Below are 23,952 nucleotides of genomic sequence, written 5' to 3' on the forward strand. Positions count from 1 at the left end.
TTAGTCTTGACAATATTTACACTGAAAACAATATTTTATCCTGTTTGAAAAGATATATGATAATATTTCAAACACTCCTGAATCTCGAGATAAATTATCAATCACAGAATATGAAGGCTCTTGAACACCGTGAACTACTATCTCAGCTGGCACTATCGAGATTAAAACTGAAATTAATAGTTCTTTCTGCATTGTACCCTTCTCTATCGGCTCTCCTAGGATCTGTTCTAAATAATTGCGGCTAAATGGCCTCCACGATCGATCCCTGAGCTCAATTCCTCCCTGTTTAACCACGATATGAATTGTATCGATCTTTATGGGCTGCCCATCGATAAAATACTTTAACACTTGCAGATATTCATTGAATTCTCTATCTATCAAATATTCATCAATGAGATCTTCTAGTAAATCATCTAATTTGCGCAGGAACCAGGATAGCCGAAATGTAAGATATCCTTCTAAAATCAGCAAGGAGTAGTCATCAAAGTACTTATCAAGCCCTTCTCTGATTTGTTTCCCATCAAGAGTTAAGGTGTGACTGGCTGAATTAATAATTTCGCGATATTCTAGTTCAGTCAAGTGCCAGTGTTTTCTATGGGTCAGTTCCCGCATTAATACTCTACTCAAGCTATCAGTGAGCCAGCGCGAAACTTGTTTTAAAAAGTCTTGATAGTCCTCCTGGGTTAATCTTAGTTCCCACAAACTTAACTCGCTGTCCTCTTTCTTGGCCCGGGGAAATTCTAAAGACTCCACAAATTTATCCAATTGTGCTTTATAATTTTTAGACATTAATAGGATTTTTGTGGTCATGCTCTCCTCTCCTTCGATAAATAGTATATGAACTAAAGCATGACCACGTTTCAAAAGTTTCAATTTCCCCTTGATAATTCCTCTTCAATGTGCTATATTAATATGTGCAATCGAAAGCGCGGGTCTGTAGCTCAGTGGGAGAGCGCTTCCTTGACGCGGAAGAAGTCGCAGGTTCAATCCCTGCCAGACCCACCAACCATAATACAGTAATGACAGGGTTTTTAGACCCTGTCATTTTTTGTAAATTGCACAAAATATCTAAGAGTTCTACCAATATTTTAACCTTATATAAGAAGATTGCTATTAAGAAGACTTAATTGCCCAACATTTCATCAACTTTGTCACGGTTTTCTTTAATCCACTGTTCAGCAAGTACTTCATATTCTACATCATTTTCTTCATGCTCGTACATCATTTCCTCTAAATCTTCAATGGGCATACTCCAGTCTGATAATATTTCATAAGCTTCCGGATGTTTGTCTTCAATACCTTCATAAGAAATTACATATACATTATCTGCCTTAAAATATTCCTCTTGACCCTCTAAAAATTTGATATCATATTGAGTGAACATAGAATGAGGTCTCCATCCAAGGAAAGCTATTGGTTCTTCATTGTCCATGGCACTCATGGCTTCACCCATCATAGCAGCTTCACTTGAAGGGACAAATTCAAGTTCATCACCTATTCCAAGATCTTCTATCATTTCTTTAGAGATTTCTGATATGCCTGCTCCAGAGTCAATACCTACAATTTCATTATTATACTTATCTAGATTAGCCAAAAACTCATCTAGAGTGTCTTCCTCCACATATTCGGGAACAACCCAACCTAAGGGAGCTTCTTTATAACTTGCAGATACTTTCTGTAGATCTTCTCCATGCTCGTCCCAAAGGGCCTCTTCTGTATAGGGTAACCATGCATCCATAAAGAAATCAATTTCTTCATCCACTAATCCTACAAAAATTACTGGCTGATCTGCATTAGTTGTTTCTGTTTCATAACCTGCTTCTTCTAAAATTTGTCTGGCAATTTCTGTTGGAACTGCTGTACTTGTCCAATCTGTCATTCCAAATTTTATGGTTTCTTTTGATTCTTCTCCAGCTGTAACACCGCCTCCTCCATTGGTACAGGCAGTTAATAAAACAATTGTTATCATTGTCACTAGTACTAATTTCAGCTTTCGCATTAAATTATAACCTCCTTGTTAAATAATTATTAAGATTTTTGTTTAATCAAGTTAGCATCTTGATTTAATTTTCCATAAACTTCTCTCATATTCTCAGGGGTAAATTGTAATTGGTCTGGCCCCTCGGACTCCCAGACATAATAATCTTTGCCCTGTAATTTCTTAATTAATTCACTTGAATCATATATTTTAATTCCATATACCCAGTTTGCCATAATCAGGGTGGCAGCCATATGTGCTCCTTCATTTGAAGTTGCACATATATCTTTTATGAGATTAATTTCATAATCTCTAAAATACCCATCAAAAACAGATGTCATTAAACAGCCATCTGTAACTAATCCGCCAATCATCAAATGCTTTACCTTTAAACTCTTTAGGATAATGTCCAAACTTGTTTCATAAAAGCCACTCCAGCGAAATTTGTCAATCACCACATCTTCTTCCTTGGGAGCAATTTCGTCAATGACTTCAATTGCCTCTGTACCAGTACAATAAAAAATAGGTTTTCCACTGCTATCTAACGGATCATTATTAGATAGTCCAATACCATCTGCCCTATTGATATGGCGGGTATAGATAACGGGTATATTTAACTTGCGGCATTGTTCAATTAAGTGTTTTGAATTTTCCACAACACTGTCTATGTTTTCAATTCCAAACTTACTTTCTTTTTGGATATCTATTAAACAAAGAGCTGATTTATTTAGATCCATATCGCCTTGCACCTCCTTTCCAATTAAATTTACTTTTTATCCATGGGAAAATACTCAAATATTTCCCCGCTTTCTAGTGCATCGATTATCCTTTTAGTCCAATCAAAATATTCTCTGCTTTGTTCAAGTAATTTTAAGTCATTCTTAGCTTCTTCTTTTGCTTCAGCTGAATCAGGGTTTTCCGCAATATCCTCTAACACTGGCTGAACCTTATCATTGGCCTTTAAAATCAAGTTCCTTTCAAGCCTCATATTTTTAATTAGGAAATTAAGAAAGTTTTTAGCGAAATCTCGTTCTGCAATATAGTAATCTTTTCTATCACCTTTTTGCCAAACCTTAATGATCATCTCTGACTCTAGTAGGTCACGGAGGCCGTTACTCACACTGCCTTTACTCATAGCAACAGCATCTTTTATTTCATTTAATGACATAGGTTTTTTAGCAAAATACAATACTCCGTAAATGCGGCCAACAGAAGGAGTTAAACCATACATCACCATTGTTTGTGCTATAGCACTAATAATTATATCTCTAGCTTCTTCTATTCTTTCTAAATCATTATTCATAATACAAAACTCCCCATAATTTTTTATGTATAATTTTATATTTAAAGTTGTTCATGTTATTCAAGTCGTTCAAATAGTTTTAAACAATTTGAACACTAATAATTATTATAAGGGTTTAATATTTATTGTCAAGGATGGACTTTTTACTATGAAATTTTGTTAAGCCAATAATTTCGCCATTATCATCGCAAAGAGAGTTATATTTTTTTGTTCCATCTGGGATTAAATTCATCACCATATTGATCAATAACTGTGAAACTTTCACCATTTAGGGCACGATCAAAGTTTTCCTTTGCTTTTCCCTGTCTTTTTGATCCTCAATAAAATCCATAGCGGTTCTATCCTCGTCGAATAGTAAAGATAGTTGCTGGGCTATTGCCTGTTGGATGTAACGATCTGTTTTTTGCCCATGGCGGGCACATCACCATTAAAACCCGCGGGGTATTACCCCGCGGGTTTTTACGTTCCTCCGGCAATTGGAGGGTATATAAATATCACATCTCCATCCTCTATTTCATGGCTTCTATAATTCTCTTTAGGAACCACTTCCCGATTTACAATAACAGTCGCAGTCTCCCCAATCAGATTTTCAAAGTCTTCATCATGCTTTAATTTAATAAGTAAAGATTCCACAGTAATACCCTGCTCCCATTCAAATTCCTTATGATTGACTTTTATCAAAAACCCACCTCCACCAAAGTAGTAAATTTAATTCACTATTTAAATTAACGCATCAACAAATATAATAGAATACCCCTTGTCTGTTATAGTTATTTATAGAAGGGCAGGAAAGCCCCTCTTGGATCACGTAATAATAAAGTAAAGGTGGCCATCCGGGGAAAGACCAAACACCCCTTGTCTGTTATAGTTATTTATAGAAGGGCAGGAAAGCCCCTCTTGGATCACGTAATAATAAAGTAAAGGTGGCCATCCGGGGAAAGACCAAACACCCCTTGTCTGTTATAGTTATTTATAGAAGGGCAGGAAAGCCCCTCTTGGATCACGTAATAATAAAGTAAAGGTGGCCATCCGGGGAAAGACCAAACACCCCTAGTTAGTACGACTACTTAAAAAAGAACTGTCTTCCCCGGATATCATAAGTAGCAGTTACGGACTATAGAGAAGTTGTGCCTCGAGCACTGATGCTAGACAAGGCTTACCTCTGCTACTAAATACCATCACCTTAAGGAGGTCTTAGAATGTACTTTGTTGGGATTGATTGGGCTGATACAAAACATGATATCCTGGTCATGAGTGGCGATGGTAGAGAACTAGATAACTTCACTATTCAACATTCTAAAGATGGTTTTGAAACTCTAAAAAACAAGCTATTAAAACATGATGACGATCCTGAAAACTTCTATTGCTTAATTGAAACTAAACATGGACTTTTAACCCAATATCTTTTAGAAAATAACTTCACTGTTTATTCTGTTAACCCCAAACTAGTTGATGCTAGAAGAAAAGCTTCTGGGGCTAAAACTGACTTTATTGATGCTAAAATACTAGCTAATATGGGTAGATCAGAGCTCCATGACTTACATAAGCTAGAGCCTGATTCTGAACACATCCAAGAACTTAAAGTACTCACCAGAGATCAAGAAGCTCTTATACAAGAAAGTGCTAGGTTAACAAATAGACTGATTTCAACCCTGAAAGAATATTACCCTGTTGCTCTTGAATTGTTTTCTAAAATAACTCTACCTGTTTCTCTAGCTTTTTTAAGGAAATATCCTACTCCAAAACAGGCTCGAAAAGCTAGTAGAGATGAGATCTTTAAGTTTTTAAAAAAGCAAAAACATCCTAACCCTACGTCTAAAGCTAATGAGATCTTCACAAAGCTTCAAAAACCTAATTTAGAAGGAAACAGAGCCATTTGTTCTGCCAAGTCTAAGTTTTTATTTACTATCCTAGATCAGCTAGAGCCTTTATTAGAACATATTGATGAGTACGACAAGGAAATCGAGAAACTTTTTAAGTCCCACTCTGACAGTAAAATTTTCGACAGCATACCAGGTGCCGGTAAGCGAATTGCACCGAGGCTGCTGGCAGAGTGGGGAGACGATCGCAGCCGTTATGCTGACGCCTCGGTGGTACAGGCCCTTGCGGGAACTTCACCAGTACTCCATCAAAGTGGCAAAATGCGTATTGTAAAAAGGCGACACTCTTGTATTAAGCCTTTTCGAAACGCTTTACATCAGTTCGCTCTACAAACTACAAGGTGGATCCCCTGGGCCAAAGACTATTACTACAAAAAGCGCAAAGAAGGTAAACAGCATCATGAAGCTGTAAGGACTCTAGCTAATATTTGGGTTAGGATACTCTTTGCTATGTGGGTAAACAAAGAGCCCTACAACGAAAGCAAGTTCATAAAAGCTAGAGAAAAACACGCTGCTTAATTTAGTTTTAAAAGAGCAAAATTTCAAATTTGGATTACTGTATCCTGTGTTTCCAAAATTTTACAGAGTTTTATCCTTTACATAGAGAATCTTTTTTAAAATGGAAAAGTCTTTTTTAGTTCTTCTGCTGTAATATCAAAAACTTCACCTGTTGCTTGTGACCTTTCATGATAGAAAAATTCCGGGAGGAGATCATCTTTTTCGCTAAATCCCGCTTGTGTATTGAATTCTTTCTCCATGGCAATAGTTTTTGCTCCAAGTTCTATGATTTCTTCCGTGGTCCACTCCCCTCCAAAATAACCAGCAAATATATCTGGTAACAATCCTTCCAAGATAGCTGATTGAAAGGCAAATAGACACATACAGTTGTCAGCAGCTGCTGAAACCATCTGAATCTTTGATGACAGTTGCACCTGACCCGCTTTATTCATATGATCTAAACCAGGCATCATTGTGACACCACAGGTGTGATCTGCTCCCATAGGGGTTACCGCGTAGGTTACACCAATACCTTTTAAATTTCTGGGATCATAAGCCGACATTGCCTGCCCTTTTACTGTTGGAATTCGTTTTACGGCAAACTCTTCACCTACTGCCTTTGTACCACGACCTAACAGTTTTCCAAATTCAGTTCCCTTTTCCAGTTCTTCTAATAAAGCTTTTACACCGTCCTTATCTCCCCACTCTATTTTACCCGCTTCCATACACATAGCCACGGTATTTCCAAACTCAATTGTATCGATACCAAAATCATCACATTTTCTATCAATCTCTGCCAGGAAATCGTAATCAGCTATATCACAATTAGGTCCCAGCATAGATATTGTTTCGTATTCAAGGGAACTAGTCACTATTTCTCCTTGTTCGTCGCGATACTCATTTGAACATCTAATAGCACAACCTGGTTGACAGGCAATTTTATTTCTACCGCCGTTTTGTTCAAGTTTGGTAAGGAAAGCTTTGGAATTAAGCTGATTTAATTTATCAAAAAAATCTCCCCTAAAATTGTTCACAGGTAAAATTCCCGTGGCAGCAGTTACATCAATATTTCCGATTGTCCCCACATCTCTCAAGGAAGCAGTTAGCCAGGAATCATCACATTGTAGATGACGGGTAAACCGCTTATTAGCTTCAACAAATTGTTCTCTGTCATAATAATTGGGACTGACCCGCTTATCAGGTTTTTCAATGACAATTCCCTTAATTTTTTTAGTAGCCATAACTGCCGCCAATCCTCCCCGGGCTGCAGCTCTGCAGGGATAACCTGTCTTATCTTCTGTAACCATTATTGCTGATAGATTATATTTTCTTTCTCCCGCCTGGCCAATAGAAATAATAGCCGCTTCTTCACCATGCTCTTTTTGTGCCTTAGCCGTAAACTCATAAGTATTTAAGCCTACAAATTCATTAGCATCAGCGAACTCAAGCTGTCCATCCTGTAAGATTTTAATTATCCGCCAATTATCGTCTTTAGGTGTATCTTCAATTACCAACAGCTTTATTCCATGACCGGCTAAATGATAAGCAGCATTGCCACCAACATTAGATTCCTTTATTGTTCCAGTTAAAGGACTTTTGCCGCCAAAAGATAGACGATGCCCTGTATTAACAGGGGTACCTGCAAATATTCCAGTAGTTATAAATAATTTATTATCAGGACCCAGTGGGTCGGAACGAGGATCAACTTCTTCATTCATCATTTTGGCAACCAAACCTCGATTACCAAACATCAAATATTCATGGCCCAACTCCTCTTGATAATAAATCTCACCGAACCTTGTGTTTGCCCTAACTTCTTGATTCATAAAAACTCCCCTCCTATAGGCACCCTTAATATTTGTATTCATCTTAAGTCTTAGAAGGCTTTACAAAATACTCACTTGGGCTAAATAACACTAGGGCTTACCAAATAACTCCATCACCTCTTGAGAACTCGCTGATTTGGGAGCAAAAATCTGACTATTGTCTATAGCTGTCAACTTGGCAACTTGCTTGAGAGTCTCTTCATCTAGTCCAGCTTCCACTATAGTTCCCGGTAAACCCAGGTCCCTAATGAAATATCTAATATTATCACCAACATTTTGACCGAGATCTTCAGAAGAAAGTCCTTCGTCTAACTCTAACCCCATAATATCACCGATTTTCTTTACTCTTTCAGGTACTTCTTGGCTTAAATATTCAATAGTCAGTGGTAGAGCCAGGGCACAGCCAAGACCATGGGAAAGTTTAGCAGCGGTTCCAAGGGCATGAGCTATGGCATGACCTAGATGAACCATGGAATTACTAAATGCTATCCCGGCTATCATTGACGAAAAACTCATGTTTTCTCGTGCAGTCAAATCATTTTCATCTTTTACGGCCTGAGGTAAATTATCAAAGGTTAATTTTATTGATTGCTCGTTTAACAAATCTGTCATGTAATTAGATTGATTAGATAGATATGATTCCACGGCATGGGATAAAGTATCGATTCCCGTCTCAGCAGTTACCTGGGAAGGTAATCTCAAAGTAAGTTCCGGATCCACAATTGCAGTTGTAGGAAGGCAGTTAGGAGATAAAATATTCATCTTGAGGTTCTTTTCAGTATCACTAACCATAGATACTGTGGTCATTTCCGAGCCTGTTCCCGCTGTTGTCGGTATTAGTACTAGAGGCTTCACTTTATTCATGGGTGGATTTATACCGTAATACTGAGAAACAGGAGATGAATTGGTCAATAAAATATTGATAGCTTTGGCTGCGTCTAAACTACTCCCACCACCTAAACCGATCACTCCTTGAACCTTGTTTTCACGTGCTAGTTTTGCCCCCTCTTCCACCACATCATCGGAAGGGTCTGATACAACTCCATCAAAGGTAATCACCTGAATACCAGCTTTTGATAAATTATCATGGATTTTATCTGCAATACCTGCATTTTTTATGCCTTGATCAAAAACTAACAGAACTTTATCACAGCCTAGTTCTTTAACTTTCATCCCTGTTCGATAAGACGCTCCATTCCCAAAAATAACTGGAGGTCTGGGTAATAAGTTAAAAATCACATGCACTCCCTCCCTTTAATTTTTTGATATTTCTGTAATTTTTAGGTATATTTTAAAACTATGTTTAAAGTTTCCTAAATATTTAGATGTTTATTTTCATATTTCCACAATCGACTAAAAATTACCTGCTTAAATAATTTACTACAAAAAATATTAGAGAAACTCACTGCTTTACTGTGGGAGTATGCAAAAATAAATATTTTAAGCATAACTGTTATGGATAAAATAAAAAAAACACAATTCCAAGTCTTATCTCTACAGATAAATAGACTCAGAATTGTGTAATTCTATCAAGGATCTATTCTCGTTTTAGATTTAAGATTAATGTCTCTCCAGTTTCTTACCATGACCAAAACCTGTATTAGTGACTGCATAAATTATGACAATGACGGGTGCTAAAAAGCTTATAAAGGTATAGGGAATAAACTCAAAACCCACATCTAATACTCCTTGTAAATAAACAGATGCAACTCCCCAAGGTAGGGCTATACATCCTAAAGTAGCTGCACTTTCCAGGGTTCTTGACAAGACACTCAATTCCACATTCATATCATTATAAGCAGGCTGAAAAGTTCTTCCAGGTACAATAATCGATACCATCATTTCCGCTGATGCAAGTAACATAATATAAGCCGAAGCCAGTGTTGATAAAATTAATCCCCTGGGTGTTTTTACATATTGAAGCATTCCATTGAGTAATACTTTTAAAACACCACACCGTTCTAATATACCGCCCATGGCAGTTCCTGCCAAAATCATAGCTACGGTACCCATCATCATATTAATGCCACCATGGGTTAATAATTCATCTACAAATTCTACTCCTGTACTTGCTTCATAACCTGAAGCAGAGACTGTAATGATAGAACTCAAACTTGCTCCCTGGGTAATCACCGCTATTAAAGAACCAGCGAAAAAGCTGATCATAAGAGTAGCTAGAGCTGGTACTTTTTTAATTGAAAGTATCAATACTAACACAGGTGGAATTAAAGTTAAAAGTGTAATATTAAAATTGGATTGTAAAGTTTCCAAAATCGTATTTACTTCCTGTAAGTCTACTGCTCCTCCACTTTGACCCAGACCAATAATAGTATATAGGATCAAGGAAATAATTGTGGCAGGAGCTGTCACCCACAACATTGACCCAATATGATCAAATAGATTTGCTCCAGTCATTGCTGATGCTAAATTCGTTGAATCCGATAATGGACTCATTTTATCACCAAAAATTGCGCCAGATGCGATGGCACCTGCAGTCATTCCCGCTGGGATACCAAGTCCTCCACCTACTCCTAAAAGAACCAATCCCATAGTTGCAATAGTTCCAAAGGAACTTCCTATAAATAGAGAAGTGATAGCACATAATAAAAACGTTGCCGGCAAAAAAATCGTCGGTGATAAGAACTGTAAACCATAGTAAATTAAGGTTTGAATTGTGCCTCCAAGAATCCAAGTCCCGACTACCATCCCGACTATGATTAAAATTAAACAGGCAATCAATCCGTTTCTAATACCATCTATCATGCCTTCCTGAATACTGTCCCAACTATAACCCAAATACAAGCCAAATAAAGCTGCTGTAACTGAACCTAATACCAGTGGCGTCTCTAAAACAAGTTCGATTCTAATAGTTCCCACTATCACTGTAATTATTAAAATTAGACCGATAAGAGCTTCTAAAAATGACGGGGACCTCCCATGCTCCTTATTCATATTGAAACCTCCTTCTATCAAACATTTTAACACTGTTATGTATTAAATGATTAAATATTATACAGTACATGATATATAACTATAATGATGTCGTCAACAGTTAATCTAATCTTTTATAAATCTATCCCAAATATTTTATTTTAATTAGTTTAAGATTTTTGAGATTAAAATAAAAAAAGAAGGGGTAATCCCCCTTCTAATGAACAGTAACTAATCTGTTTTTAATCAAGGTGAAAAACTATACATTAAACCTAAAGTGGGTCACATCTCCGTCCTTGACTATATAGTCTTTACCCTCTAGTCTTAAGACACCATTTTCTCTTGCTTTTGCATAGCTTTCGTATTTTAGAATATCATCAAAAGTTATAACTTCTGCTCTAATAAATCCTCGTTCTAAATCACTATGGATTTTTCCAGCAGCCTGTGGTGCTGTGGCCCCTTCTTTCACCGTCCAAGCTCTCACTTCTTTTTCTCCCGCTGTAAAAAACGTTATCAAACCCAACAATTTATACCCAGCTTTAATAACTCTATTTAAACCTGGCTCTTCAAGGCCAATTTCATTCAAGAATTCGTCTTTTTCATCATCATCTAGTTCTGCTATCTCTGATTCAATACTAGCACAAACTTTGATTACTTCCGAACCTTCTTCCCGAGCATATTCCTCTACTTGTTTTACTAAATCATTGGAATCTCCAATCAAATCTTCTTCTCCTACATTGGCAACGTATAAAATTGGTTTTGTCGATAATAAAGGCATGGATTTCAAAATTTCTTTTTCTTCGTTAGTAAAAGTCAAACTTCTTGCAGAACGTCCTTCACTTAAAGTTTCTTGTAAACGTTTTAATAGATTGTGTTCTTTTTGATACTCTTTACCGCCAGATTTCATTAATTTCTCCGTTTTTTCTATTCGCCTTTCAACCAATTCTAAATCGGAAAAAACTAATTCTAGGTTTATAGTTTCAATATCCCTAATGGGATCTATAGAACCATCAACATGAGTTATGTCCTGGGATTCAAAACATCTCACTACGTGGACAATGGCATCCACTTCACGGATATTAGACAGAAATTGATTTCCTAAACCCTCTCCTTTACTTGCGCCTTTTACCAGCCCCGCAATATCGACGAATTCAATTGCCGTAGGAGTGGTCTTTTTAGGATTAACAAGTTCTGTTAATTTTTCAAGCCGTCCATCGGGTACATCAACAACTCCTATATTCGGATCAATGGTGCAAAAGGGAAAATTAGCCGAATCAGCACCTGCTTGAGTAATTGCATTAAAGAGAGTCGATTTTCCTACATTGGGAAGTCCTACAATACCTATTTGCATAATTTCTACCTCCTTACAAGTATACACACGGTTACATATTATACCCGAGCTCGGCTATCTTGACAATTATTTCTTAAATTTTTTTTAAAACACCATATCATGAACTCTTCATCTGAACTATTATCTCTTTTAATAAGTTTTTAAAGTTGTTATCATCCTTTGACTTTCGTTTAGGTGTTTTTGTGTGTCTGCCATTTCGTTGACGAATCTGTTGGTTGATATGTCTGTTGAGTAGTAAGCCATCAATATTTTCCTCCGTAAATTTCCATCCGTTGGGATGAAGAACAATTGCTTGTTTGGTCAATGCTAAACTTGCCAGGCCGTAATCTTGAGTTATAACAATATCTCCTTTGTCCGTATTGTTAACAATAATCAGATCTACAGAATCTCTTCCCTGGTCAGCAGTAATAACTTCGGCATAATTACTATCAATTTCATGGGAGAGATCTTTTACCACAACCACTTTGACCGAATACTCGCGAGCTACTTGAAATACTATATCTTTCACAGGACAACTATCTGCATCTACTAAAATTTTCATAATCTACCTGAAAAATTTTTTCAGGATTTGCACCCCCCTATCTTTTCCTTTAGAATATAACTGTTCAAACTGTTCATCTAGAATCTAACTGTTCATCCTTCCTAGATAGTACTTTTCGTCCATCACCCATTAAAATAACCATTCCAAGTAATAATAGAATTATACCACTTGCCCCGATAACATTGGCTGATCCAAACCATCCTGCAAATATTCCTGCTAATCCTAAACTGATAATAGCTGTTAGTCGTATTAAAGCATTGACAAAACTCATGATACGACCTCTTACTTCATCTGGCGAATAATCAATAATGAGACTATAGAACGGCGCTTCATTCATACCATCACAAGCTCCTATAATAAAAGCCCAGATTCCTAAAATAATCATACCTGGATCAGTAAAGAAAATTAAATTAACAATACCAATTCCAAAAGTTGCTCCCAACAGCAAATGAAACCGCGGAGCCTGATTACCGAAGTAACCAGCTACCAGATTAGCTAAAATAGCTCCTAAAGCCAAGACGCTTTGTACGACTCCTAGTTGATAGGGACTTGCCTGTAGGATATTTTGAATATAATCTACCATTAGTACTCCTGTTCCTCCGGCAAAGATACTGACAGCGCAGTATAAAGCCAACATACTAATCAAAACTCGAGAACCCTTAATAGCTACTAGACCTTCTGTTATTTCTTTTTTCAAATTAAATGTTTCCCGAGAATCCTGCTCTAAAAATATAGGCAAAAACAATAAAAACAAACCAGAAAAAAGAAATGCCAGAGAGTTAACACCAAAAACAGTTTGCAGTCCAAATATATCTATAAGTATACCGGCTATCCCTGGGCCAACTAACTGCATAATTTGTAATGTTCCACGTAACAGACCTGTAGCTGCCATATAATCTTTTTGTTCAACCAAAGCCGGAAGTATTGCCATATCTGTCGCCTGTCTAACTGTTGTACATACACCCATTATGGCAACTATTATTATCACAGGTATCAGATCATTTACTATGAAAATTGCCAAAAGCATTAAAGATGCTCTTAAGATATCGAGAACTATTAAAACTATTTTTTTGTTTAAGCGATCTACCAATACTCCGGCTAGAGGAGACATAAATAAGGAGGGCAGTGCCTGAACACCTAAAACCAAACCTAATGCCATGGCCGAATCGGTCATTTCTGTAATAGTAATTAAAATTGTCAGTCTAAAAAATACTGCTCCCAATGAACTTATGGCCTTAGCCAACCAAAACCAGTAAAACAACCTGTTCTCAAGTACCCAGCTATAGCCACCTAAACCTTTCACAGGCTCAACACCTTTCATTTTTATTTAGGCGATGTTAAATTTCGTTGTTGATACTGTAAAATTTCAATTGAACGGATTATGCGAAGGATCCGTCTGTTTGTTCTATTTCCACTCTACCAATAGGCATAGACAACCAGGTGGATGCCCTGGCTGTCCCTCCAAGTCTGGAGTTATCTCCTAAAATAACCTGGAATTGCCCTGGACTTCTAAGTAATAAGTTTTCTGGTAACTCATCACCTTGTATTTCTGGATTAACACCAATGCCTAAAGCGGTCACCTTTTTTAAATCAGGCATTTCTTTTAAGTATTGTAGTAAACCTTCAGGACAAGAAGACGAATCTTCAATGGCTGTTACATGACCGCTCTCAATAAATATTTTAAGATTATAAATTAGCTTTCCCCGAAACTCTTTACGCGGCACTACAATCTGACCAGATACTGTTTCTTCATCAAGAAATGAAAAGATAACACCTTCAGGTAAGGTTATTTCACCGCCATTTTTTTTATCCTGAAATAACTCGCTATCTAAAGCTGGTTGTGAATCAGCTTTAAGTTTAAATTGTAAATGTGTACCTAGTTCATTCCAAATTGAGTATGTTTTTCCAGTTTTTAAAATTTCTTCAATATTTTTAGCTTCATTTTTTATTCTTTGCCTACTGACGTTCATGCCTTTCCAAAAGGCATCATATAAAACTTGATAATCTACTAAATAACGATGCGAAAGCTGTGGTAAAGGATAAGCGACAAAGACGGTTTTTAAATCGGTACAATATTTATAATGTAATTGAGCATCTACTTTTTTTAAAGTTTCTATTTTCTCTAAGGATACTTCTTTCAAATAATCTTCTGGTATTAAAGGTACAAAAACAACCCAGTAATCTAACTCTCGGTATAAAGCTTCGGTTAAAGGTGGGGTTTCCTTCAATATTTCCAATGGTGTTTCAGATATCATGGTTGCAAATGTTTCTAAATCAATATTATGGACCATTCCTTCTCCTCCTGCTTTACGGCAACTCACAGTCATAGCGTGACAAAAATCCATCACTTCCGCTTCACCACTAAAAAGTACTTTTTCCCCGGGTTTAAGTGCCAATACGTCTGTTATAACCTTCTGAGCCAGATTTTCTAAATCAACGTTTAATATCTGCCTTCTCCGCCATTCTCTTAAACTTCCTTGAACTGCCTGACTAGCATTGTCAATGCTTTCAGAGGGACCCTGACCCAAGGATTGCCCTAAGAAAAAAGTTTGCGCAACGGCTTGATAATATTTTTCCTGAATACCTTGAATCATTCTGGTATCTACTAGTTCTATCAAACCTAGCTTTTTGAGTTCTTTTACATGGTAAAAAGCTTTAGCATGAGCCAGATCAAGTTCCTGAGAAATCTGTCCAACTGAAGCCTTTTTTTGAGTTAGTAAATCAATTATTTTCATTCGAAGGGGATGACCTAATGCTTTAATTGCTTCTGGATTGTTTAATAGCTGATAGTCTTTCAATTTTATTCCCCCTAAAACCTGAAACTTGTTTAGCCTAAATTTTTTTAGGCGTCAAATTAATTATAATATATTGAATTTAAAAAAATCAATCATTGAGTTACATTGATGTAATTGTTCTGTGATATTGTCACCATAAGAATGTTCTGTGAAAATATCACTATGACTAAAAGCTGACATATCAGATGACTCAAGAAAAAATAAAAAAACCTGCACTTCCTCTCTTACAGGAAATGCAGGTAAATGTATTTATTTCCATATATTTGTTTTAGCTTTTAGCTATTCATTTTAGCTCAGTTTATTCATGAATTTGGATAGATTAATGATAAAACGCTCATGCTCACCTTCCCCGATTTTATTGTTGCTGTCATGAGCAGTTACTTCAAAAACCAATCTTTTACCATCAACTTCTTTGAGAACGGCATTAACCTTAACTTTATCTCCCACAGGAGTAGGCGCCAAGTGTTTAACATTTACTAAAGAACCCACCGTAGCCCTGTCTTCATCTAGTTGAGAATCTACAAGCTTTAAAGCAGCTTCCTCCATAAAGGCTATCATGGCAGGTGTGGCTAAAACATCTACCGAACCACTTCCAAATTCCTTGGCTGAAAATTCTTTACTTACTTCCTTGACTATTTCATTTCTGTCACCGACTTGCATAACTGTCTATCACTCCTTATGTTAAGATAGTTTATCAAATTCAATTTTAACATATCACTGAATGTAATACTTTATGTAATTCTGCCATACTGAAGGGTTTGGTTATGGCGGCCGCAAAACCATAATCTGAATAATTTAAATGTATCGGATCTTCACTGTAACCACTAGCGGCTATTGCAGTTACACTTGGGTCCATGGCCTTAAGTTTTTTAATAGTTTCCTTACCACCCATGCCACCAGGAACTGTCAGGTCCAAAAAGACAATATCAAATGATTTATTTGCTTGCTTATATATGTTTACAGCTTCTTCCCCATTTCGTGTACATGTTACATCAAATCCCATAGATGTTAGTAATTCGTAAAAAACCCGCCGTACTTTATCTTTATCATCCATTATGAGAACTTTTTTATTTGTTTGCATACTATTATAAATCTCCTTGGGGATATTGCTTTCCTCTTTAACCATCTTTTTAGTAGAAGCTCGTAAATAAATATGAAAAGTTGTTCCTACTCCTTCTTTCGAATCTACAGTTATGTAACCTCCATGCTTATTTATTATTGAAAAACTAGTAGCCAAGCCTAAACCACGACCATGTTTCTTAGTTGAAAAATATGGATCAAATATTTTTTCAATAACTTCATCTGATATCCCGCACCCCTGATCTGCAAATGATACTTTAACATAAGCTCCTTTTTCTAAGGGAATCTTGGGATTCTGTCCATGGAAAGTAATATTCTGTGCTCTGACAGTTAAGGTGCCTCCTTCAGGCATAGATTGAATAGCATTGATAACTAGGTTATTGATTACTTGATTTATTTGTCCTTCGTCAACTTCCACAGGATATAAATTCTCTTCTATTTCCCATTGACAGTCTACTTTTGATCCTCTTAATGCAAAATAAACCGACTCAGTCAATAAATTTTTTAGACTGGTTGCTTTTAATACAGGTGAATCACCTTTAGACAATGTCAATAGTTGATGAGTTAAATATCCCGCCTGATCAAAGCTTTGTTCGGCATCTTCTAACAACTTGATTGTTTTTAAAGGTTTGTCTCCTAATGATTTTAAATAAAATTTAGCTAAAGATACATTCCCTTTACAGATAGTAAGGATATTGTTAAAGTCATGGGCAATCCCACCTGCCATTAATGCAGTTGTGTCAATTTTATCTATCATCCGCTGTTGTTCTTCAGCCTGTTTGCGCTCGGTAATGTCCCAAAAAGATCCGATTGCCTCTAACCCACATTCATCATTTTCCATAATTTTATGTTGAGAGTAAATCCAATGATATTCACCTCTACGATCTTTCACTCTATATTCATTAATAATTTCTTCACCGATCTGACCTACTATTTTTATATTGTCTATGTCTTCGGGGTGGATTAATTTTTTCCAAAAATAGTCCATTTTTCCCAAAAATTTGTCGGGATCATAACCGAGAATATTTTTAATATTTTGGCTTACATAAGTTGCTATTGGTCTATTATCAACCAATTTAAATGAATAAATAACTGCTGGAGTTTGAGAAATAAGAGTATAAAGCGCTGCTCACTCTTTCGAAGTCTTTTCTCCGTTTCTTTTAAATCTGAAATGTCTACAATGATTGCCAAAGTACCATGAAAATTACCTTCATTATCGAATAAAGGTTGCAGTGTCAGGCGAACAGGAAATCTTTCACCGGATTTTCTTATCCGTTCAGTTTCAAAGGTAAATCCTTCTCGTTCCCGCTTTAATTTGTTTAAAAAGTCTGGAATTTTCTTTAAATCAGAAGACACTATTATTTTTCTAACATGCTTACCAATCATTTCATCCCTTGTATAACCAAAGATAGCTTCAGCTCCGGGACTGAACTCTCTGATAATCCCATTAAGATCAGTAACTATCAAGGAAACTGTTTTGGCTGCATTTACAATTGATTTGTATAATTCCTCGTATTCTTTTCTTGCATTAATATCAATCTGAATACCTGCTGCTTTTATAGGGACTCTATTATTATCAAACTCTACTACATTTCCTTTACCATTAATCCACTTATAGCTACCCGATTTTGTTTTTGCTCGAAATTCAATATTAGCCCCTTCTTTTTCCCTTAGAAGTTTCTGTGAAATCTCTTTCTTTACCGATTCTAAATCATCAGGATGGATTAACTTATGCCAGTCATTATAGTTTAATTTCAATTCATTGGGCTCGTATCCCAACATAGAATAAAAATTGTCACTTAAAAAAAATTCTCCAGTCTGTATATCCCAATACCAAAACCCATCTTCAATAGCATCCAGGAAATGATTAAAGATTTTACGAGTTTTCTTCAAGCTCTTTTCTGATTCTTTTAATTTTGTGATATCACCAACAAAGCAGATATATTGGTCATTATCAATTTTGGAAGCCTGAAAATGTAACCATAATTTATTTCCATTTTTATGGTTAATTTCAAAAAATTCATCTACTTGACCATCATTAATTAGATTGTTAAATACTTTTGTATTAAAATTATAATTATCTGATGTCGTAATATCTATAAGAGATAGTTCCAGTAAATCTTTCTTTGAATATCCCGTCATTGTACAAATTTTTTGATTTATTTCAATAAAATTCCCTAGACTATTGATAATAAATACTCCAATAGGTGCTTTATCAAGGTATGTACTGAGTTTTTTCTCACTGGACCATAAACCTTCCTGACTTTGTCTTTGATTTGTAATGTCACGTCCAATTCCCACAATTCTAACTACTTCTCCGTCTTTTAATATTGGCGATAAGATTGTCTGAAAAGTACCCTTACCTGTGGGGAATTCTAAACTCTCTTGGAAGTTAATTGTATCTTTAAGCTGACAACATGTTAAAAACTTACTTACTATATAGTCTGCCTGTTCTTTTTCAAAAAGTTGATAAGGAGTTTTTCCTCGAAGTTCCTCTAAAGATATTCCAGTTAAATTTTGATGCTTCTTATTGTTTTTTAAGTAACAAAAAGTTCCATTTTTCTCTACACTCACAAAAAATATAGCATCATATGAGTGCTCAAAAACGGTTTCATACTCCCCAAGTAACTCACTTTTACTATAATGTTCCTCTTCTTCTGTTACCTCAGGAATAACAACCCCCCCTTGCTTTGATAAGCTTTAAGTTTAATTATATATAATCGTATATAACGATATTGAGATTCTTTATATGAAAATTTCAACATTTCTATTGATAACTCCTCCTATTTTTGATAAATTTTCCATATTTTTTTATAAAAGTATTTGTTTTTAATTGTTTAAAATAACTTACTATTTTGAATAAGGGAAAAACAGGGCAAATTTATGCTAAAATAGCTTATGCTTAAATCGCTTGTATTTAAAATCACATAGGGGAGGGAATTAAAATCAAAGTTCTTGGAATAATTAAAGAAGATGTTTCGGCAGTAATTCTATCACTTTATATGCTAGCCTTTATAATTATGGGATTTATAGTCGGTTTTGAACACAGTTTGTTAGTTGATTTGTACGAAATAGTTAAAGCCCCTTCTGTTTTAATTACTGATTACTTTGTAGTTGGTGGTTTAGGAGCTGCAATGGTTAATGCTGGGCTTGTAGGTTTGATAGGGATTTTACTGACCAAAGTTTCTAAAGTTAAAGTAAAAGGACCAATTATTGCAGCTATTTTTACAATGGCGGGATTTTCATTTTTGGGAAAAAATATAATAAATATTTGGCCCGTGTTTTTGGGTGTCTATTTATACTCTTTAACTCAAAAAGAAGGGTTAAATAACTATATTTTAAATGCTTTATTTGGAACTGCTTTAGCTCCTTTGGTTTCTAGTATTTCAATTACTTCAGATTTAGGTGTCACCGGAGGAATCATTGGAGGTGTGATAGCAGGATTTATAGTTCCGCCCTTAGCAGGACATCTCTTAGCAACCCATCAGGGGTTGAATCTCTATAATATTGGCTTTACTGCAGGTTTTATCGGAACTCTTTTCACTGGAATTTTCAGGGGTATTGGAAATGCAAAAGAACTAGTCACATACTGGGGCGAAGGCTATAATGACATTGTCTTTCCATTTTTGATGGTTTATTTAGGATCTATGATTATTCTCGGTTTATTTTTAACAAGAGGTAAACTCAAAAATTACATTGAAATTCATGAGTTGAGTGGCGCCTTAGTTACAGATACGGTCACTCATAAGGGATTAGGTTCTTCTTTGATAAATATGGGAGTTGTAGGATTTTTGGGAATGAGTTATGTATTACTAATTGGTGGAGAACTGAATGGTGGTGCCTTAACTGGAATATTTACCATAGTTGGCTTCGGAGCCTTTGGAAAGCATATAAAAAATATGCTCCCATTAATGTTAGGAGCTTATCTATCTTTATACTTATTCCAGTGGAATCCGACAGAACCCGGACCAGTCTTAGGAGTATTATTCGCTACCACACTAGCTCCCATCTCTGGGACTCTTGGTCCACTCCTTGGAATGTTAGCAGGGTTTTTGCACATGTCAATGGTTATGAACACAGGATATTTGCACGGTGGACTTAACCTTTATAACAACGGTTTTGCTGGTGGTATAGTAGCAACTATGATGATCGGTGTTATTAAAAATTACCAGAATGACTTTGAATAATAGATTGATTTAAAAGTCTAATTTCAAGCCGTGATTTTTTAACCATTGCCGCCTCCACTTATAATCAGGAAGAATATTGCCAACATACTTCCAAAATTGTGAAGAATGATTTTTGTGAATCAAATGACTCATCTCATGAACTACTAAGTAATCTAAAACCGCTTCAGGAGCCATGGAACAACGCCAATTAAAATGAAGATAATTTTTAGAAGTACAACTAGCCCACAGCCTTTTTTGATCTCTGACTTTAATTCCAGAAGGACGGTATTTAATATAAGGCTGATAATATCTAACTCGCTGTTTCACCTGGTTTAAAGTTTGTTCCCAGTACCAGTTTAATAGAGTTGTTCGAATTGAATTACTATCATTATCACAAGACACAACACAAAGATAACCATTGCGTATTGACACATTTTGATGTGATTCCAAGCCTATAATTGGAATATCAGGGGAACTAAATTTGTTCCCCTGTTTTTTAATTGAATTTACACTTACAATCTTTAATTTGTAGGCCCTACCTAAATAATAAAAGGTCTCACCCGATACAAATTGCTTATTGGTATATCGCCTTAGCTCTTGAAAATATTTTACTCGCTCTATGATCCAGTCCGCTCTGTTCCAAACTATTTTTCTAATTTGACTCTCAGAAACACCTTTAGGAGCAAGAACTCTTACATTACCCGAGGTTTCCACTTGAATCTCTAAACTAGTTCTGTTTCTTTTAAAAATATAAATCTGTATAGCTTCCCCACCATACTCAAAACTTATAACCATTATTTCTCTCTTCTCTCCTTAAGCTGCAAGTTTGAATTTTGTAATAAATTCCTCAATCCTGTCCAAACCTAGGGATATCTCTTCAATCGGCATGGCAAAAGTCATTCTTATATGATCAGGAGAACCGAAGCCATTACCCGGTACTACTGTAACACTTTCCTTGTCAAGTAACAGTTCTGCAAAATCGTGGCTATCCCTAATAATTTTTTCATCTAAACTTTTTCCAATCAATTCTCGTACACTAGCAAATAAATAAAATGACCCTACTGGTTCTAAAGCCTGGAATCCAGGAATTTGAGATAATCTTTCATACATGAACTTTCTACGTTCATCAAGTTGGGCAACCATTTCATTGACACAGTTTTGAGGTCCCCGTATAGCTGCTAGGGCTCCCTTTTGAGAAATGGAAGATGGATTAGATGTCCCATGACTTTGAATTGCACTCATCCCATGAGCCAGTTCTTTCGGAGCAGCTGAGTACCCTATTCTCCAACCAGTCATAGCATAACTTTTTGAAACGCCATTCAAAACAACTGTTTGTTGTTTAAGTTCTTCACTAAGTGAAGCAATACTGATGTGTTGTTGACCGTTATAAGACATATATTCATAAACTTCATCCGATATAATATACAAACCATTATTTAAGGCAAATTCACCTATCTTTTCTAATTCTTTTTGAGAATAAATCTGACCAGTCGGGTTTGTAGGTGTATTTATAATTATTGCACGAGTTTTTGAACTCAAGTATTTTTTTAGATCCTCTGGAGTGACTTTAAAATTATTGCTAGCACTAGCTTTAACTGGAACGGGACACCCGTCAACAAGTTTTACAAGTTCAGGATAACTTACCCAATAGGGTGTTGGTATTAAAACCTCATCACCAATGTTCAAAATTGCAGTCATAACGTTTAACAAGGCATGTTTAGCACCATTAGAAATAATTATTTGATTTGGGTCATAACTTAAATCATTGTCTCTAAGAAATTTTTCAGAAATTGCCTGTTTTAATTCTATCATTCCACTAGCCGGTGTATAACGGGTGAAATTATCCTCAATCGCTGTGATAGCAGCTTTTTTTATATGATCAGGAGTATTAAAATCCGGTTCACCCTGACTGAAACTAATTACATTAATACCTTGGTTCTTAAGCTCCTTTGCCTTTGCATTAATACTTAAAGTTGGTGAAGGAGTTATTTGTTTTGCTTTATCAGATAGCATATTTTTATTACCTCCTAAATCTAATAGTATATATAATAACTGATATTGTACCATATTAAAGTAGTTCTAGTAACCCTGCTTTCGATAATGTATAATATGAACATACTTAGAAATAAACAAGGCCTTGATGGAAAGGATTTAGCAGATATTTTATTTGAATAAGTGTAATCACAAATCACCCCCTATTCTAAAGGAACAGGGGGTGATTATTGTTTACGACTTTTTTACTTTTATTTTTTAATTTGAAATTAATTTACACTATCAATATTCAACTTTATCACAGCCCAATTGACAATACAAAATCTATTTAGATGAAATGGTAACATTCTGGAATTGAACATAAGGCAGTAAAGACTCGCCATTGTTAATCCTTTCCTTGGAAATTCCCTTGATATTCTGTAACATATCGAAAAGATTTCCGGAAACCATTGTCTCTTTAATTGGATATTTAATTTTCCCGTCTTCAATATAATAACTATTCTTTGCCACACCCGAAAAATCTCCATTTGGTGCAGGAGCGCCACCTGAAAATCTCGATAAAACAATACCCTGATCTACAGATTCAATCATTTCCTCAAAACTTCTTTCCCCATTTTCCATAACCAAGTTAACTCCTGTAGAAGGACCTCTATCAAAACCTGTTTTCTTTGAACCGTATAAATCTAGCAAATAGTTTTTCAGTACTCCATTTTCAAAAATGTAGTCATTTTCATTTACTATACCATCTTTACCAAAATAGTTTTTGTCGGCCAATACTCCAGAGTCAGGTTCGGTTCTCAATGTAAATTTATCGTCAATAACTTTTTCATCAATCCTGTCCTGGAACTTTGAAATCCCTGAAATCAAATAATGGTTTTGCAAGTGAGCAAGCACGAAAGATAGCAATTCGTTCATACAATCAGGAGTAATAATCACATCACCCGTGATTTTTTTGTTTTCAAGGTTTTTTGGTTCTAAATGTTCAATGGATTGTTCTAACAAATAAGACAGAGACCCTAGCTCGAGTATTTCTTTATCCAAATCTTTTGTACATGTGAATGTATAATTAAAAGAAGAGGTCTTTTGCTCTTTTTTAGCAAAAAACATGACAAAGAACGAATAATTGTCTGAATTCGATGTCAAATTTACACCATTAGAATTGGAATAATAATCATATCTATCATTATATACTAGAATAGCTTCTTCAATAATCACATCAGGGAACTCCTGGTCAACTTTCTGGATAAAATTATGTAACCTTTCATGCATCAGCTCTATATCAACATCAGTTTTGTCATCTTGAAATTCTTTTTGTAGTGCATTTTCAGAAATATCATTAGCTTCATCGGGCTGAGAATTCTTGGCATTTTCGATTACTTCACTGGCAGCTTCTTCGATAGATTGATCATCTATCTCACTCAATTTAATTGTATCTTTTTTATCATCAATGATAGCGCTCATTTCAAGATTATATTCTTCTAAGGTCCTCAAAAGCTTAATCTCACCGGAGTGGATATTCATCTCTTGTTTAATTTCTTTTGTTAAATATACTTCAGATTTATCGGCACCCTTTTCTTTTAAATTAGTCAAACATTTATTTAATAGTTCCAT

At 35.6% G+C, this 23,952-nt stretch carries 21 protein-coding genes and 1 tRNA gene; 3 read left to right on the forward strand and 19 right to left on the reverse strand.

Annotation, left to right across the window (positions count from 1 at the left end; all coding sequences use genetic code 11):
* Positions 1–873 carry a sporulation protein YtxC gene (gene ytxC / locus NTHER_RS09225; RefSeq protein ID WP_158438244.1) on the reverse strand — a complete coding sequence of 291 codons (873 nt, stop codon included), beginning with the start codon at positions 871–873 and terminating at the stop codon, positions 1–3.
* A gap of 57 nt (positions 874–930) precedes the next feature.
* On the opposite strand from ytxC, the gene NTHER_RS09230 reads away from it, so the two are divergent.
* Positions 931–1,005, forward strand: a tRNA-Val gene (locus NTHER_RS09230).
* A 118-nt stretch (positions 1,006–1,123) separates the two neighbouring features.
* On the opposite strand, the gene NTHER_RS09235 is transcribed toward NTHER_RS09230, so the two are convergent.
* The 5 genes from NTHER_RS09235 to thiS form a co-directional block, all read right to left on the reverse strand.
* Positions 1,124–1,999, reverse strand: coding sequence for a glycine betaine ABC transporter substrate-binding protein (locus tag NTHER_RS09235; protein ID WP_012448265.1), 876 nt, complete (start codon positions 1,997–1,999; stop codon positions 1,124–1,126).
* Between the two features lie 29 nt (positions 2,000–2,028).
* Entirely contained in the window at positions 2,029–2,715 is a 687-nt protein-coding gene (locus NTHER_RS09240; protein ID WP_012448266.1) for a cysteine hydrolase family protein, read from the reverse strand.
* Positions 2,716–2,744: 29 nt separating this feature from the next.
* Positions 2,745–3,281, reverse strand: a complete 537-nt coding sequence (locus NTHER_RS09245) for a GbsR/MarR family transcriptional regulator (RefSeq protein ID WP_012448267.1) — start codon at positions 3,279–3,281, stop codon at positions 2,745–2,747.
* A 115-nt stretch (positions 3,282–3,396) separates the two neighbouring features.
* Complete coding sequence (locus NTHER_RS15940; RefSeq protein WP_158438246.1) at positions 3,397–3,549, reverse strand: hypothetical protein; 153 nt, start codon at positions 3,547–3,549, stop codon at positions 3,397–3,399.
* 191 nt (positions 3,550–3,740) lie between these two features.
* On the reverse strand, positions 3,741–3,962 hold the full coding sequence (gene thiS, locus NTHER_RS09250; protein WP_012448268.1) for a sulfur carrier protein ThiS: 222 nt from the start codon (positions 3,960–3,962) through the stop codon (positions 3,741–3,743).
* A gap of 518 nt (positions 3,963–4,480) precedes the next feature.
* Here thiS and NTHER_RS09255 point away from each other — a divergent pair.
* A complete protein-coding gene (locus tag NTHER_RS09255; RefSeq protein WP_012446659.1) occupies positions 4,481–5,680 on the forward strand; it encodes an IS110 family RNA-guided transposase in 1,200 nt (399 codons plus the stop codon).
* Positions 5,681–5,775: 95 nt separating this feature from the next.
* On the opposite strand, the gene NTHER_RS09260 is transcribed toward NTHER_RS09255, so the two are convergent.
* The 10 genes from NTHER_RS09260 to NTHER_RS09305 form a co-directional block, all read right to left on the reverse strand.
* A complete protein-coding gene (locus NTHER_RS09260; protein ID WP_012448269.1) occupies positions 5,776–7,485 on the reverse strand; it encodes an aldehyde ferredoxin oxidoreductase C-terminal domain-containing protein in 1,710 nt (569 codons plus the stop codon).
* 90 nt (positions 7,486–7,575) lie between these two features.
* Positions 7,576–8,724, reverse strand: a complete 1,149-nt coding sequence (locus NTHER_RS09265) for an iron-containing alcohol dehydrogenase (RefSeq protein WP_012448270.1) — start codon at positions 8,722–8,724, stop codon at positions 7,576–7,578.
* Between the two features lie 321 nt (positions 8,725–9,045).
* Positions 9,046–10,437, reverse strand: a complete 1,392-nt coding sequence (gene nhaC, locus NTHER_RS09270; RefSeq protein WP_012448271.1) for a Na+/H+ antiporter NhaC — start codon at positions 10,435–10,437, stop codon at positions 9,046–9,048.
* Positions 10,438–10,675: 238 nt separating this feature from the next.
* Positions 10,676–11,767 carry a redox-regulated ATPase YchF gene (gene ychF, locus NTHER_RS09275; RefSeq protein WP_012448272.1) on the reverse strand — a complete coding sequence of 364 codons (1,092 nt, stop codon included), beginning with the start codon at positions 11,765–11,767 and terminating at the stop codon, positions 10,676–10,678.
* 97 nt (positions 11,768–11,864) lie between these two features.
* Entirely contained in the window at positions 11,865–12,308 is a 444-nt protein-coding gene (locus tag NTHER_RS09280) for a YaiI/YqxD family protein (RefSeq protein ID WP_012448273.1), read from the reverse strand.
* Between the two features lie 73 nt (positions 12,309–12,381).
* Positions 12,382–13,629, reverse strand: coding sequence for an MFS transporter (locus tag NTHER_RS09285; protein ID WP_012448274.1), 1,248 nt, complete (start codon positions 13,627–13,629; stop codon positions 12,382–12,384).
* A gap of 58 nt (positions 13,630–13,687) precedes the next feature.
* Positions 13,688–15,106 (reverse strand): aminopeptidase, encoded by a 1,419-nt coding sequence (locus tag NTHER_RS15250; RefSeq protein ID WP_012448275.1) that lies wholly within the window; start codon positions 15,104–15,106, stop codon positions 13,688–13,690.
* A gap of 285 nt (positions 15,107–15,391) precedes the next feature.
* Positions 15,392–15,763: a thioesterase family protein gene (locus tag NTHER_RS09295; RefSeq protein WP_012448276.1), complete on the reverse strand. Its 372-nt coding sequence runs from the start codon at positions 15,761–15,763 to the stop codon at positions 15,392–15,394.
* A 46-nt stretch (positions 15,764–15,809) separates the two neighbouring features.
* Complete coding sequence (locus NTHER_RS09300) at positions 15,810–17,258, reverse strand: hybrid sensor histidine kinase/response regulator (RefSeq protein WP_012448277.1); 1,449 nt, start codon at positions 17,256–17,258, stop codon at positions 15,810–15,812.
* Positions 17,237–18,856 carry a PAS domain-containing protein gene (locus NTHER_RS09305; RefSeq protein ID WP_274377072.1) on the reverse strand — a complete coding sequence of 540 codons (1,620 nt, stop codon included), beginning with the start codon at positions 18,854–18,856 and terminating at the stop codon, positions 17,237–17,239. Before NTHER_RS09305 ends, NTHER_RS09300 begins: the two co-directional genes overlap by 22 nt.
* A gap of 329 nt (positions 18,857–19,185) precedes the next feature.
* Between NTHER_RS09305 and NTHER_RS09310 the strand changes: the two genes are divergently transcribed.
* Positions 19,186–20,370 carry a DUF1576 domain-containing protein gene (locus NTHER_RS09310; RefSeq protein WP_012448279.1) on the forward strand — a complete coding sequence of 395 codons (1,185 nt, stop codon included), beginning with the start codon at positions 19,186–19,188 and terminating at the stop codon, positions 20,368–20,370.
* 9 nt (positions 20,371–20,379) lie between these two features.
* On the opposite strand, the gene NTHER_RS09315 is transcribed toward NTHER_RS09310, so the two are convergent.
* From NTHER_RS09315 to NTHER_RS09325, 3 genes are all read right to left on the reverse strand, one after another.
* On the reverse strand, positions 20,380–21,144 hold the full coding sequence (locus NTHER_RS09315) for a M48 family metallopeptidase (protein ID WP_012448280.1): 765 nt from the start codon (positions 21,142–21,144) through the stop codon (positions 20,380–20,382).
* A gap of 18 nt (positions 21,145–21,162) precedes the next feature.
* Positions 21,163–22,362, reverse strand: coding sequence for a pyridoxal phosphate-dependent aminotransferase (locus tag NTHER_RS09320; protein WP_012448281.1), 1,200 nt, complete (start codon positions 22,360–22,362; stop codon positions 21,163–21,165).
* Between the two features lie 303 nt (positions 22,363–22,665).
* On the reverse strand, positions 22,666–23,952 hold the full coding sequence (locus NTHER_RS09325) for a TldD/PmbA family protein (protein ID WP_012448282.1): 1,287 nt from the start codon (positions 23,950–23,952) through the stop codon (positions 22,666–22,668).

Source organism: Natranaerobius thermophilus JW/NM-WN-LF (assembly GCF_000020005.1).
Lineage (GTDB): Bacteria > Bacillota > Natranaerobiia > Natranaerobiales > Natranaerobiaceae > Natranaerobius > Natranaerobius thermophilus.

Bases quoted from the DNA above. Each gene is read 5' to 3' on its own strand.
- NTHER_RS09255 (WP_012446659.1), top strand. From the start codon at position 4,481: ATGTACTTTGTTGGGATTGATTGGGCTGATACAAAACATGATATCCTG.
- NTHER_RS09295 (WP_012448276.1), bottom strand. From the start codon at position 15,763: ATGCAAGTCGGTGACAGAAATGAAATAGTCAAGGAAGTAAGTAAAGAA.
- NTHER_RS09325 (WP_012448282.1), bottom strand. From the start codon at position 23,952: ATGGAACTATTAAATAAATGTTTGACTAATTTAAAAGAAAAGGGTGCC.
- ychF (WP_012448272.1), bottom strand. From the start codon at position 11,767: ATGCAAATAGGTATTGTAGGACTTCCCAATGTAGGAAAATCGACTCTC.
- NTHER_RS09315 (WP_012448280.1), bottom strand. From the start codon at position 21,144: ATGGTTATAAGTTTTGAGTATGGTGGGGAAGCTATACAGATTTATATT.
- NTHER_RS09245 (WP_012448267.1), bottom strand. From the start codon at position 3,281: ATGAATAATGATTTAGAAAGAATAGAAGAAGCTAGAGATATAATTATT.
- NTHER_RS09240 (WP_012448266.1), bottom strand. From the start codon at position 2,715: ATGGATCTAAATAAATCAGCTCTTTGTTTAATAGATATCCAAAAAGAA.
- NTHER_RS09310 (WP_012448279.1), top strand. From the start codon at position 19,186: ATGCTAGCCTTTATAATTATGGGATTTATAGTCGGTTTTGAACACAGT.
- NTHER_RS09320 (WP_012448281.1), bottom strand. From the start codon at position 22,362: ATGCTATCTGATAAAGCAAAACAAATAACTCCTTCACCAACTTTAAGT.
- NTHER_RS09280 (WP_012448273.1), bottom strand. From the start codon at position 12,308: ATGAAAATTTTAGTAGATGCAGATAGTTGTCCTGTGAAAGATATAGTA.
- NTHER_RS15940 (WP_158438246.1), bottom strand. From the start codon at position 3,549: ATGGTGAAAGTTTCACAGTTATTGATCAATATGGTGATGAATTTAATC.
- NTHER_RS09285 (WP_012448274.1), bottom strand. From the start codon at position 13,629: ATGAAAGGTGTTGAGCCTGTGAAAGGTTTAGGTGGCTATAGCTGGGTA.
- NTHER_RS09235 (WP_012448265.1), bottom strand. From the start codon at position 1,999: ATGCGAAAGCTGAAATTAGTACTAGTGACAATGATAACAATTGTTTTA.
- nhaC (WP_012448271.1), bottom strand. From the start codon at position 10,437: ATGAATAAGGAGCATGGGAGGTCCCCGTCATTTTTAGAAGCTCTTATC.
- NTHER_RS09260 (WP_012448269.1), bottom strand. From the start codon at position 7,485: ATGAATCAAGAAGTTAGGGCAAACACAAGGTTCGGTGAGATTTATTAT.